The 13,101-nt window shown below is 64.5% G+C and carries 10 protein-coding genes; 1 reads left to right on the top strand and 9 read right to left on the bottom strand.

Going from position 1 to position 13,101, the window contains the following annotated elements; genetic code table 11:
• Window positions 1–10 precede the first annotated feature (10 nt).
• Genes ACFI9K_RS09160 through dapB form a run of 3 tightly spaced genes read right to left on the bottom strand, consistent with a single transcriptional unit; the run spans window position 11 to window position 1,698 of the window.
• Window positions 11–463 (bottom strand): flavodoxin family protein, encoded by a 453-nt coding sequence (locus tag ACFI9K_RS09160; protein ID WP_462663185.1) that lies wholly within the window; start codon window positions 461–463, stop codon window positions 11–13.
• 6 nt (window positions 464–469) lie between these two features.
• On the bottom strand, window positions 470–889 hold the full coding sequence (locus ACFI9K_RS09155; RefSeq protein ID WP_222093533.1) for a hypothetical protein: 420 nt from the start codon (window positions 887–889) through the stop codon (window positions 470–472).
• A 50-nt stretch (window positions 890–939) separates the two neighbouring features.
• On the bottom strand, window positions 940–1,698 hold the full coding sequence (gene dapB, locus ACFI9K_RS09150) for a 4-hydroxy-tetrahydrodipicolinate reductase (RefSeq protein WP_462663184.1): 759 nt from the start codon (window positions 1,696–1,698) through the stop codon (window positions 940–942).
• A gap of 92 nt (window positions 1,699–1,790) precedes the next feature.
• Between dapB and ACFI9K_RS09145 the strand changes: the two genes are divergently transcribed.
• Window positions 1,791–2,579, top strand: coding sequence for an ABC transporter ATP-binding protein (locus ACFI9K_RS09145; protein ID WP_462663183.1), 789 nt, complete (start codon window positions 1,791–1,793; stop codon window positions 2,577–2,579).
• A gap of 3 nt (window positions 2,580–2,582) precedes the next feature.
• On the opposite strand, the gene ACFI9K_RS09140 is transcribed toward ACFI9K_RS09145, so the two are convergent.
• The 6 genes from ACFI9K_RS09140 to ACFI9K_RS09115 form a co-directional block, all read right to left on the bottom strand.
• Window positions 2,583–3,689: an alcohol dehydrogenase catalytic domain-containing protein gene (locus ACFI9K_RS09140; RefSeq protein ID WP_462663182.1), complete on the bottom strand. Its 1,107-nt coding sequence runs from the start codon at window positions 3,687–3,689 to the stop codon at window positions 2,583–2,585.
• 116 nt (window positions 3,690–3,805) lie between these two features.
• Window positions 3,806–6,484 carry an MGH1-like glycoside hydrolase domain-containing protein gene (locus ACFI9K_RS09135; RefSeq protein ID WP_462663181.1) on the bottom strand — a complete coding sequence of 893 codons (2,679 nt, stop codon included), beginning with the start codon at window positions 6,482–6,484 and terminating at the stop codon, window positions 3,806–3,808.
• 24 nt (window positions 6,485–6,508) lie between these two features.
• Window positions 6,509–8,458: a putative nucleotidyltransferase substrate binding domain-containing protein gene (locus tag ACFI9K_RS09130; RefSeq protein ID WP_462663180.1), complete on the bottom strand. Its 1,950-nt coding sequence runs from the start codon at window positions 8,456–8,458 to the stop codon at window positions 6,509–6,511.
• Entirely contained in the window at window positions 8,448–9,995 is a 1,548-nt protein-coding gene (locus ACFI9K_RS09125) for a GMC family oxidoreductase (RefSeq protein WP_462663179.1), read from the bottom strand. Before ACFI9K_RS09125 ends, ACFI9K_RS09130 begins: the two co-directional genes overlap by 11 nt.
• A 12-nt stretch (window positions 9,996–10,007) precedes the next feature.
• On the bottom strand, window positions 10,008–11,519 hold the full coding sequence (locus tag ACFI9K_RS09120; RefSeq protein ID WP_462663178.1) for an APC family permease: 1,512 nt from the start codon (window positions 11,517–11,519) through the stop codon (window positions 10,008–10,010).
• Between the two features lie 24 nt (window positions 11,520–11,543).
• Window positions 11,544–13,022: an aldehyde dehydrogenase family protein gene (locus tag ACFI9K_RS09115; RefSeq protein ID WP_462663252.1), complete on the bottom strand. Its 1,479-nt coding sequence runs from the start codon at window positions 13,020–13,022 to the stop codon at window positions 11,544–11,546.
• Window positions 13,023–13,101: the final 79 nt, after the last annotated feature.

Below are 13,101 nucleotides of genomic sequence, written 5' to 3'. Positions count from 1 at the left end.
CCCGGACTCGTCAGTCGGACAATCCGGCCGATACGGTGCCGCCCAGTTCGTAGCAGCGCTCCCGAGCAACCTTGCCGCCTTCGGCGATGTGCACGGTGTCGATCACCTTCGCGAGTCCCCAGCCCGACGCGATTGCTTCGATACCGCGCGCGGCACCCACGGTATCGTTGTTTCCGTTGATCCATGCGCCGTAGGGCTTTCCGGCAACAGCATCGAGGCACGGGTAGTAGACCGTGTCGAAGAAGTGCTTGAGCGCCCCGCTCATGTAGCCGAAGTTGGCAGGCGTGCCGAAGAGGAAACCGTCGGCACCGAGTACGTCCGGGATTGTGGCACCGAGCGCGGGTACACCCCGCACGTCGACGCCGGTGATCTCCGGATCACGCGCACCGGCGAGAACGGCCTCGAGCAACTCGCGAGTGAGCGGGCTCGGGGTGTGGTGAACCACCAGCAGAGTACGCGCCATCGACCGTCAGCTCTCCGCCCGTTCCAGTGCCACAGCACGTTTCATGGTCTCGCGAGCTCGTCCCCGGTCACCCGCGTAGTCGTATGCGCGCGCCAGCCGGTAGGAGTTTCGCCAGTTGTCCGGATCCTCTTCCCACTCGGTCTTGATCTGCTGGAACAGCTCGTCGGCGGCGTCGCGTTCGATTCGCCCCGACGGCCTCCGCGGGAGATCGTCGACGTCGAGTTCCAGGCCTTCCTCTCGAATGCGCGACGCCAGGCGCTGATGATCGAAACCTGCTTTGAGCGTCGCCCATACGATCCACAGTCCGACGATCGGTAGCAGGATGACCCCGATACCGAGAGCGATACTGGCGACGCCGCCGTTCTGAATCAGCGTCACGCCGCGCTGTCCGAGCAAGAAGAAGTAGAAGCCGAGGATCAGCACCATCACCGCGATGATGGCGACGACTTTGGTCGCTTTGTTCACAGTCGATCAGCTCACAGATCCAGTAGTGGGTCGAGCCCGACGGTCAGGCCGGGCCGAGTTGCGATCTCTCGAACTCCGAGCAGCACGCCCGGAGCGAAAGAAGTCCGGTCGAGCGAGTCGTGCCGGATAGTCAGTGTCTCGCCCTGAGTGCCCAACAGAACCTCTTGGTGCGCAACGAGTCCCGCGAGCCTGATCGAATGCACGCGTACCCCGTCCACGTCGGCGCCGCGAGCACCGTCGAGTTCGGTCGTCGTCGCGTCGGGACTGGGCGCAGTGCCGACGGCTGCCCGCGCTTCGGCGATCAGCGCGGCGGTGCGATACGCCGTCCCCGACGGGGCGTCGGCCTTGTTGGGGTGATGCAGTTCGATCACCTCGACCGAGTCGAAGAACCGAGCGGCCTGCTGGGCGAAGCGCATCGACAACACCGCTCCGATGGCGAAGTTGGGGGCAATCAGAACTCCCGTTTCCGGCGATCCAGCCAGCCACTCACGAACTTGTTCGAGCCGCTGCTCGTCGAAACCGGTGGTGCCCACAACGGCATGGATGCCGTGTTCGATGAGGAACTGAAGGTTGTCCATCACCACATCGGGATGGGTGAAATCGACCACGACCCGAGCGCCGGAATCGACGAAGTTCGCCAACGGATCACCCTGATCGACGGTGGCCACGAGCTCGAGGTCGCCGGCTGCCTCGACGGCAGCGCAGATTGCCTGCCCCACTTTTCCGCGCGATCCCAGTACCCCTACCCGAACAGGTGCCGTTGCACTCACGTCTTGTCCACTCTTTTCGTCGTCGTCTCCAGGCCCTACCGACCTCAGAGCCTACTTTCCCCGCACACCGCACCGGCAGCTACGGTCGTCCGGTGACGTCCACAGTTCTGTTCGCCAACCGAGTCGATCTCGTCCGCGGCGGCCGGTACCTCCTCAGCGACGCGACGATGAAGGTGCACGAGGGCGAACATTGGGTATTGCTCGGAGCCAACGGTGCCGGGAAGAGCACCCTGCTCAGCTTGCTCGGTGCCGTCGTCCACCCCACTCACGGTGCCGTGCACGTGCTGGGCCATCGCCTCGGCCGAGTGGACATGAGGGAACTGCGCACGCACATCGGGCACGTTGATCCCCGGCTGAGGATCGAAGCTTCGCTGACGTTGTTCCAGGTGGTGCTGACCGGGCTCACCAACACCCCGGACCTGATTCCCCGATGGTCGGCCGACGAGGACCAGATCGCACGCGCTCATCGTCTGATCCAGTCCCTCGGGGTAGGTCACCGCGTCGAGTCGTCATGGCACACCCTTTCGCAGGGAGAACGCGGCCGAGCGCTCATCGCTCGCGCGCTGCTTCCGGATCCAGCGATCCTGCTGCTGGACGAGCCCGCCACCGGCCTCGATCTCGCTGCCCGCGAACAACTTCTGAGCGCTCTGGATTCGCTGCGCGCCGAACACCCGAGCCTGGCCAGCATTCTGGTGACGCATCACCTCGAGGAAATTCCTGTTTCGACCACCCATGCGCTACTGGTCCGCGACGGCAAGGTGCTGACGCAAGGGCCAGTGGACACCGTGCTGACCACCGCCGACATCAGTGCCTGTTTCGACCATCCCATCGAGATCACGAAGCAGCGCGGGCGGTGGGTGGCCACCGCCGCGCACCGCTGACGGTCAGTCGAAGACGATGACCTGACGAATCGCCTTGCCGTCGGCCAGTTCGTCCATACCGCGGTTGATCTCGTCCAGCGTGATGCGTGAGGAGATCAACTTTTCGACGGGCAGCCGACCCTCGCGCCACATCTGGGCATAGGTCGGAATGTCGCGTGCCGGGACGGCCGAGCCCAGGTAGCTGCCGATGATGGTGCGCGCCTCCGCCACCAGACCCAGGGGCGAAATCGAGGAACGGGCGTCGGGAGAGGGCAGACCGACGGTGATGGTCTTACCACCGGGAGCCGTTGCGCCGACTGCAGTTTCGAACGCGCGGGCGTTACCTGCGGCCTCGATGACTATATCGGCCTTGATACCCTTCTCGGCCACTTCGGCGGGTGAAAAGACCTGCGTTGCACCGAGATCGGTTGCGGTGACGAGCTTGTCGGGAACGCCGTCGACACCGATGACCTCACCGGCACCGATCGATACCGCGGTCAGCACTGCCGCCATACCCACTCCGCCGAGACCGACGACCATCACCGATTGTCCCGGCTTCGGCGTGCCGGCATTGAGAACTGCGCCGCCGCCCGTGAGCACTGCGCAGCCCAGCACCGCCGCGATATCGGCTGGGATGTCGTCGTCGACCGGCACCACCGATTTGCGACTGACCACAGCATGTGTCGCGAAGCCGGAGACTCCGAGGTGATGTTTGATCTCGTCACCGTCACGGTGCAATTTGATGTCGCCGCCGAGCAACGTACCGGCATTGTTCGACGCGCTTCCCACGACACAGGGCATCTGGCCGTCGGTGGCGCACCCGGCGCACTCGCCGCACCGCGGCAGGAAGGTCATCACCACACGGGTCCCGACCGCGATGTCGTCGACGCCCGCGCCCACTTCCTCGACCCGTCCGGCGGCCTCGTGGCCGAGCAACATCGGAACCGGGCGGACTCGATTGCCGTCGACCACGGACAGATCCGAATGACACAGGCCGGCAGCTTCGATTCTGACGAGCAGTTCCCCGTCGCCCGGTGCACCGAGTTCGAGATCGGAGACGGTGATGGGATGCGAGTCCGCGAAGGGACGAGATCGGCCGATTTCTTCGAGTACAGCGCCGCGAATCTTCATTCCGCCAGACTATGCGGCTGCGCCGTATGTGCGTGGATTTGGAGTGGAGCCCGCGGAACGACCCGAAAACACTTCGTAGCCCACTACGAAGTTCCACTCACACGGTCCGCAGGCCCTCACAGCGGAAGACGTGGCCTGAGCAGGTGCGCAACCAATGCAGTCCACCCCGTCTGGTGGGTGGCCCCGAGCCCCTCGCCGGTGTCCCCGTCGAAGTATTCGTTGAAGGTGGGGTGCTCACTCCACAGTGGATCGGAACTCGACTCGATGCGCTTGCCGTCCGCAGGACGCTTACCGTCCGCAGGACGGAACAGTCCGGCGAGACCGTTGTCGATCAGATCCGCCGCGTCGGTCAGAGTGCGGTGGTTTCCCGATCCGGTGGGAATCTCGATGGTGAACGAGTCGCCGTAGTAACGGCCGTACGCGCGGAGCTTGTCGGCCAGCAACACGTTCACCGGGAACCACACCGGACCACGCCAATTGGAGTTGCCGCCGAACATCCCGGTGCGCGACTCCCCCGGTTCGTACTCGATGGACAGGCTGCGACCGTCTACGTCGAACGTGACGGGCTCACGGTACGACGCGGACAACGACCGAATGCCGAACTCCGACAGAAACTCCTCCGAGTCGAACATGCGGGAGAGAATTCGTTTGAGGCGTTCGGGCTGCACGAGTGTGAGCAGCAGTCGTACCTCGTTGCCTTCCCGGCGCGCCAGCAGCGGTGAGACCATCTCCGGCCGGCGGTGTTGCACCCATCGCAGCCGCGCCGCGAGATCGGGGCACTCGGCCTCGACCCACGGCGGAATTTCCGTGGCTCCGAGAATAGGAAGCAGACCGACCATCGAGCGCACCCGCATGGGTACCGCATCACCCTGGGGTTGGACCAGAACGTCGTAGAAGAACCCGTCTTCCTCGTGCCAGAGCGAAATATGTTGAGAGCCGAACGAATTGACGGCCTTCGCGATCGAGAGGAAGTGCGAGAAGAACTTCGTCGCCACGTCGTCCCAGGCACTGTCGTGCCGAGCGAGCTCGAGTGCGATCTTGAACATCTGCTGGCAGTAGAACGCCATCCAGCTCGTCGCGTCGGACTGTTCGAGGCGAAAACCCGGTGGCAGCGGTGCGGATCGGTTGAACAATCCGATGTTGTCCATTCCGAGAAATCCACCCTCGAAGATGTTGGACCCCTCGGAGTCCTTGCGGTTCACCCACCATGCGAAGTTCAGCAGCAATTTGGTGAACACCCGCACCAGGAATTCCCGATCCCGGTAGCCGTCGATCCGGTAGACATGCCAGGCCGCCCATGCGTGCACGGGCGGGTTGACGTCACCGAACTCCCACTCGTAGGCCGGCAGTTGACCGTTGGGATGCATGGCCCATTCCCGGCACATCAGGACCAACTGTTCCTTGGCAAAGTCCGGGTCCACGTGAGCCAGCGGGATCGCGTGGAAGGCCAAGTCCCACGCCGCGAACCACGGGTATTCCCATTCGTCGGGCATCGAGATCACGTCCGCCAGCGCCAGGTGCCGCCAGTGCGCGTTTCGGCCTCCGGGGTCCTGTCTCGATTCCGGGGCCGGCGCACCGACCTTGTCGCCCTCGATCCACTGCTCGACGTCGTAGCGATAGAGCTGCTTGCTCCACAGCAGTCCCGCGTAGGCGCGGCGCGCGACGTGCCGGTCGGCGGCATCGAGTTCCGCGCCGATCACCGCGTCGTAGAACTCGTCCGCTTCCACGCGCCGGTCGGCGCAGACCGCGTCGAACCCGGGTCCGAACGTGTGCTCGTCCGGCCGGTTCGGCGACAGACGCAATCGCACCGATTCGGTTGCACCGGGGGCGATATCGTCGAACCGGTACCAGAAGGCAGCTTTCGTGCCGGTCTGCTCGGGATTGACGGCACCCACTTCACCGTCGACGACTCGTCGCCCGATGCCGTCCTTGGGATAGGCCGAAAGGTTCTCCTGGCCCCACAGAGCTTCGGCGTTGGTTTCGTTGTCGCAGAACATAACTGCAGGCGCACCCTCGGCGCTCAGGTAGTAGCGACCCAGAAATCCGTGGTCGACGGCAACGGCTTCGAGGCCACCCGCCAGCAGGTCCGGCCGAGTCAGTTGGGTCAGCGCACCGCCGCGGTCGTCGCGTCCCCAAGACCACGTGTTGCGCAGCCACAGGTGCGGCAGCAGATCGACCGACGCGGTTTCGGGTCCGTGGTTCGTGATGGAGATGGTGATGCAGATGTCGTCGGGTGACGCCTTCGCATACGTGACCTGCACGTCGAAGAACCTGTTCTCGTCGAGGACGCCGGTATCGCCCAACTCGTACTCGCGATCGTCGCGACCGCGTCGCGAATTCTCTTCCCGCAAGAGGGCATAGGGGTACTCCGCATGCGGATACCGGTAGAGCCACTGCATCCAACTGTGTGTCGGTGTTCCATCGACCGCCCAGAAATACTCCTTGACGTCCTCGCCGTGATTGCCCTCCTCGTTGGCGAGGCCGAACAGCCGTTCCTTGAGAATGGGATCCTTGCGATTCCACAGCGCCAACGAGAAATTGAGAAAACCGAAGCGATCGCAGATTCCACCGATGCCGTCTTCACCCCAGCGGTAGGCCCGCTTGTGCGCTTGATCGAACGGGAAGGATGCCCAGGCGTTTCCGTCTTCCGAGTAGTCCTCGCGTACGGTGCCCCACTGCCGTCCGGCCATGTACGGGCCCCATTGACGCCACGGGCCACTGACCCCGGGCGATTCCGCCAACCGAGTGTGCTCGACGGTGGACGGGGTAGGGACGCTCACGGGATTGGTGGTCACGGCACACAGTCTGGTCGTTGGCGGTCAGCGATGCACGCCGACATTGGCGGCCAGGTAGCCGACCCGGCGCTGCACCGCTGCGATCTCTCGAACTCCGTCGGTGAGCAGACTGCGCTCGAGGGGCGACAGATCCGCCATGACCAGCACGTCACCGGGTCGGTGGCCGGCACCGATCTGGTCGATTTGGTGCGAGAGCCTAAGCCGCTGCAGCACGACGAAGACCTCGGTGAGTGTCGCCACGTCGCCGTCGGTGAGCATGCCGTTGCCCGACGCTGCCGCGAGTCGTGCGGGGGTCGAGGCGGATGCCATGCCGACCGAGAGCCCACCCCAACGGGCGAGGTTGACGATGGGAGTGAGCGCATGGGCCTTGAGGTCGAACGTCCCGCCGCGCCGAGCGAGCACATCTCGCAACGAGCGCAGTCGGGCCCTGCCCGCCAGTGCGTTGCGCAACTGCAACCGCAACGCATCGGGGTGATCGACCAGCAGCCGGCGATAGGCTTCCGGAACGGTGTTCAGGGCCTTGCGTCCCCACACCACTCTGCCGTCGATCATCAACGACGACATGATGAGGCCGGGGTCGCCGACCGGAGTGGAGCGCGACGAGCGACCAGAGGATGCTGCTGTGCCACGGTCACCGAAAGGGTCGTTGAGCCAATGGGCTGCGGCGCTTTCCCATTGGCCGGCCGAGCGCGCGAACCTGGCCGAGCTCGCAACCGCACCGTTGGTGTCCGACGGCAGTCCGGCACCGTCGAGATTCGCGTGCACGCGAGCGGCCAGGTCCATCAGTACCTCGTCACGGGTTCGCGGCACCGGGTTCGGCTGCCCGCGCGCGTCCGGATCCGGCGTGTCGTCTGCCCAGGTCAAAGCACTGTCCACATCGGAGGACGGCATGGCCTCTCGACGGGCGACACTGCCGAGGGTGATCCAGGCGAACCGGTCGCGCGGCACATCGGGCCGCGCCGACCATTCGATCTCGACGGCCCGACGGACGAGGCTGTCGACCACGACGGACAGAATTGCGCTGACCGCAAGCGCGTCGGTCCCGCCCCGAAACAGATCCATCACCAGGCGCGGGACGAGTTTTCCTGCCTCGGCCAATTCGACGGATGTCGTTGCCGCAGCCACGGCTCGGCGGACCACGAAGCTGCGCCGGGTGGACGCCGCGTGGAGATCGGAATCCTCGACGACGCCGAGAACCTCGCCTCGATCGGACAACACGGGCATGTGCCGCAGCCCCAGTTCGAGCATGTCCATCAGGACGGTGCCGGCAAGCCGATCGGCGGTGACGGTCTCGGCCGGAGACGTCATGACCTGCTCGATCGGGGTGTCGACGCCGATTCCGGCGGCAACCACGCGTACTCGAAGATCACGGTCGGTGAAGATGCCGTACCGCGAACCTCGAAGCGGAACGAGAACGTACGAACTGCCTTGCTCGGTCATGTGCCGCACCGCGTCTCGGACGGAGGTACCGACGGAGGTGAACACTGTCGGTGCGGAAACCACGTCGCCGACGGTCCGGCCGGCGCTGCTTTCCGCCGGGCCACCGCGGTCCTCGGAAGAGGAGTCGACCGCATCGGCCGGAAACGCCGGCCCGGTCGACGCCTCGAACAACGGACGAACGAGGTCGCCGGGCAACCGCAGAACAGTGCTCGGCTCCGTTGCGAGCGCACAGAATTCGACCGTCTCACGGGCCAACAAAGCCGAGAAACCGAAGACCCCTCCCGGGCCGATCGTGTCGATCGGCCCGTCGGAGGGCGGGGTGTCGTCGGGGTGCACGATCACCACCCGGCCGGTGCGCACCACCCATACGGTGTCGGCAGTATCCGGCCTCGGCGTCGGGCCCAGGACCCAGGCACCGGCCGCATAATCGATTTCGGTTGCTGCTGCGGCGATCTCGGTCAGTGCGGCCGGTACTGCGCCTTGGAACGGTGGATGCGCGCCGAGAAAGTCGGCAAGCGTGGTTCTATCCGCCACGGATCAGGTCGGCGCATTTCTCCGCCATGGTCATCACCGTGATGTTGGGATTGACGTACGGCAGCTTCGGCATAGCCGACGCATCGACGACGCGCAGATGCGCGATTCCCTTGACGCGAAGCTCGGGATCGAGAACGGCCATGGGATCGTCGAGCGATCCCATCCGGGCAGTGCCCGCCGGGTGGTAGACCGTGTTGTGCGTCTTGTGCACGTAGTCGAGTAGGTCGTCGTCGGTGACTGCGTCGAGCCCCGGTGCGAGCTCACGTTCGATCCAGCCCGCGAGTGGACCGTCCGCGGCGATCTTGCGAGCGAGTTTCAGGCCGGCGAGCATCACCGCGTCGTCGTGACCGTCGGGATCGGTGAAGTAGCGGGGATCCACCTTGGCTCGATCCCGAAAGTCCCTGCTGCGCAATCGAACAGTGCCCCGTGAGCGCCCCTGAGTCACATTGGGCGTCAGGCAGAACCCGTTGTCGGTGGTGGGATAGCCCCAGCGGAGAGTGTTCATGTCGAACGGGACGCTGCCGTAGTGCATCATGATGTCCGGATAGTTCAGGGAGGGGTCGGTCTGCGCGAACACACCGATCTCCCACCACTGAGAGGATGTGGTGACCATCGGCTTGCTCGCCTCCCAGAACACGAGACCCTCCACGTGGTCGTCGAGGTTCTCGCCCACTCCGGGTGAATCGACCCGAACGGTGATTCCCATCTCCTGCAACTGCGCCGCCGGTCCGATTCCCGAGAGCATCAACAACTTCGGAGTGTCGATGGCACCGGCCGTGACGATGACTTCGCGACGCGCCGAGACGGTGTCGTAGCCGGTGAGGTCCGGGCGTTGATACCGCACCCCGGTTGCGGTCGATGACTCGTCGATCAGGATCTCGCTGATCCAGCAGTCGGTGCGCACCTCGAGATTGGGCCGCGAACCGATGATCGGGTGCAGATAGGCATGGGAGGTCGACATCCGCGAGCCGTCCTCCCCCGCATTGATCTGAAACCAACCGGCACCGTTGAGTACGGTCTTCCCACGATTGAAAGCAACCGTGGGAAGGCCTGTTCCAGCGGCCGACTCGAGGACCGCCGCACCGCAAGGATCGTTCGGCGGCACGTCGCGAATCCGTACCGGACCGCCCTGCCCGCGGCCGGTGTCGTTGTTCTCCACGCGCGAAACGAAAGGAAGGATGTCCGACGCGCCCCATCCGGTTGCGCCGGCCGCAGCCCAATCGTCGAGGGTTTCGGCGGGCGGGTGGAAAGCGATGCAGGAGTTGTGCGACGAGCAGCCGCCGAGCACTTTCGCGCGGGCGTGCCGCATGAAACTGTTGCCGCGCTCCTGTGGTTCGACGGGGTAGTCCCAGTCGTAGCCCGAGTCGAGCAGATGCATCCACTCGACCAGCTCCAGGATTGCCTTGTCGCCGACGTCGGTGGGACCTGCTTCCACGAGGCAGACGCTGACGGAGGGGTCCTCGCTCAGCCGGGCGGCGAGAACACATCCCGCCGTACCACCGCCTGCGACGACGTAATCGAACTGGGTGTCTGTCACTGCACGCTCCTTCTAGTCGCCCGTGGAGGCATGTGATTGCAGAGTGCCGATGTGCTTGCGCCCCTTGACCAGGTACCACAACAGGCCGACGGCCAGGATGCCGCCGATGTAGACGAACGCACCGAACGTGTTGTACCAGGGCGTTCCGTATACCGCTTCACGCGGCCAGGCCAGGTTGATCGCCATTCCCGCGCCCCACACCACCGCCGCGATGTTGACCGGCAGACCCCACCGGCCCATCGTGAAGTAACCACCCGGCTTCAGATCCTCGGGTGGCCACTGGCCCTTGACTCGCTTCACCAGCAGCGGGCCGGTGACCATGAGGTACGCCAGGTAGATCATGATGATCGCGATCGAAGTAAGGACCGTGAAGATCTGCGGCTGACCGATGTTGACAACCAGGATGATGATGGCGAGCACCCCGATGGTCACCGCCGGCACCACGGGCGTCTGAGTCTTCGGATGTACCTTGGCCAGGCTCTCGCCGAAAGGCAAAGCGTTGTCTCGTGCCATCGCGAACGTCAGTCGGATGGCCGCGGTATGGACCGCGAGAGAACACACGAAGACCGCGATGACGATGCAGATGAGGAAGATCGTCCCGAGCGGTCCCCACATCACCGATTCCACGATCGACTGCAGGCTTCCGTCCGGGCTACCCAGAGATGGATCGTCGAGGTCCGGTGCTGCCATGACGGCGAACACCAGAATTGCCCCACCGATGACGAACGACGCAAGGATGGCCCGCAGAATCGCCTTGGGAGCCGTACGGCGCGGCTCGACCGTTTCCTCGCCGAGGGAGCTTGCGGTGTCGAATCCGTACATCACGTAGCCCGACGCCAAGGACGCGACCAGAAAGGCACCGAGGTAGCCACCGCTCTCACCCGCACCGTAACCGTTGGTGGAGAAGAACACTTCGGGGCCACGCGTGATGTTGGCCGCGAGCAGTATCGCGATCAGCACCGCCGCGATCAGCTCGATGAAGACGCCCGCGCTGTTGATCATCGCCATGAGTCGCACTCCGAGGGCGTTGATCGTGGTGGTGATGGCGATGAGGATGGCACCGAGCAGAACTGCGTTGGCCGCGTAGTCCGTGGCCCCGCTACCGTCGCCGATGATTTGAAATCCGCTCCAGATGCGAGGCAGATTCAGCTGCAGCGCCAGCGCCACCGCGGACAACGTCACGATCGAGGCAGTGAGCATCAGCCAGCCGGCCGACCAACCGACGATTCTGCGGCCCAACAGCTTCGCCCAGTTGTACACCGACCCCGCCACCGGATACTTCGCCGCCAGTTCCATGAAGCACAGCGCCACGCAGAGTTGGCCCACGAAGACCGCGGGCCACGACCACAGGTAAGCCGGCCCGGCGGCCCCGAATCCGAAATAGAACAGCTGGAATGTGCCGGTGAGAATCGAGATGTAGCTGACGCCCGCGGCGAAGCTGGCGAATTTACCGAGACTGCGGTCGAGGGATTCCTTGTAACCGAAATCGTCCATCCCGCTCGAGTTGTCGTTCAGTAATGCCATGCGTGTGGCCTTTCCCATCGTGCACTATCGGGTGCCGAACCACCCCGCCGAGGTCGGTGAGGTGTTGTGCCAAATGTGCTTCGCTTCTTGGTATTCGGACAATCCGGACGGCCCGAGCTCGCGGCCGTTGCCCGACTGTTTGAAGCCGCCCCATTCCGCGGCCGCCGTGTAGACACCGAAGTCGTTGAGCCACACCGTTCCATGGCGGAGCCCACGCACCATTCTTTCGCCTCGTGCGGCGTCGGACGTCCGAACACCCGCGGCGAGACCGTAATTCGTATCGTTGCCCAACAGGAGTGCCTCGGCCTCGGTGCCGAAGCGCTCCACAGTGAGTATGGGCCCGAATGTCTCCTCCTGCACGATATTCATGGACCTGTCGCAATGGTCGAAAATCGTGGGTAGAAAATAGCTGCCTTGCGCCAACGCGGGATCGTCCGGCTTCGTTCCTCCGATGACCAGCGTCGCGCCTTCCTCGATGCCGCCCGCGACGAAGCCCTCGATCTTCTCGCGTTGCGCCTGCGACACCAGCGGTCCGGTCTCACTGGCCGGGTCCGTACCGGGGCCGATCACGATTGTCTTCGCACGCTCCGCTACGGCGGCCACGAATCGATCGGCCACGGAATCCTCGATGATCAACCGCGTGCCGGCCGAACACACCTGACCCGAATGCAGAAATACTCCGGTCAGCACGTTGTCGACCGAATCCGCGAACGACTGCTCATCGGCCACCGCGTCGGCGAACACGATATGCGGATTCTTCCCGCCGAGTTCGACAGCCACCTTGGTGACGTTCTCGGCGGCCGCGGCCAGAATGTGCCGGCCTGTCGCCAGTCCACCGGTGAACGAAATGAAATCGACGTCGCGATTCCTGGTGAGCGCATCTCCGAGGACCGCACCACTGCCCTGTAGCAGGTTGACCACACCCGCCGGGACGCCCGCTTCTTCCACGATCCTGGTGAACGCGATGGTGCTGAGCGGGGTCACCTCGCTCGGTTTGAGCACCATCGTGCAGCCGGCGGCCAAGGCGGGAGCGATCTTCCACGAGATCTGCAACAGCGGGTAGTTCCACGGGGCGATCATCACGCACACACCGATCGGCTCGTGCACCACTCGGCTGACAATCTCGGGCCGGTCGACATCGATCATCCGATCCGACTGCACCACCGCAAGATCGGCGTAGAAGCGGAACACCGACGTCACATCGTCTATGTCTATCTCACTCTCGCCGAACGTCTTTCCGGTATCGAGCGTCTCTATGCGCGCCAGCTCTGCTTTGTCCCGCTGCAGCAGATCTGCGATGCGGTTGAGCAGATCGCTGCGCTCGCCCACCGTCACCGAACGCCACGGCCCGTCGTCGAACGCCACCCGTGCCGCGGCGACCGCACGCAGAGCGTCGTCGGGGGTGGCCTCGTCGACCACCGCGACCGTGCGTCCGGTCGCAGGGTCGACGATGTCGCGGGTGCCCCCGTCGCTGGACCCCAGCCAATGCCCGTCGACGAACAAGGACGGCCGGAGCGAGGCCGGGTCGAATCCTGCATCGGAGTCGGTCACTGAAACACCTTGCTTCCGTGTGGGGGGCTGA

It is taken from the genome of Rhodococcus sp. PSi06, from assembly GCF_054960675.1.
This window is presented reverse-complemented; position numbering and strand designations above follow the sequence as displayed.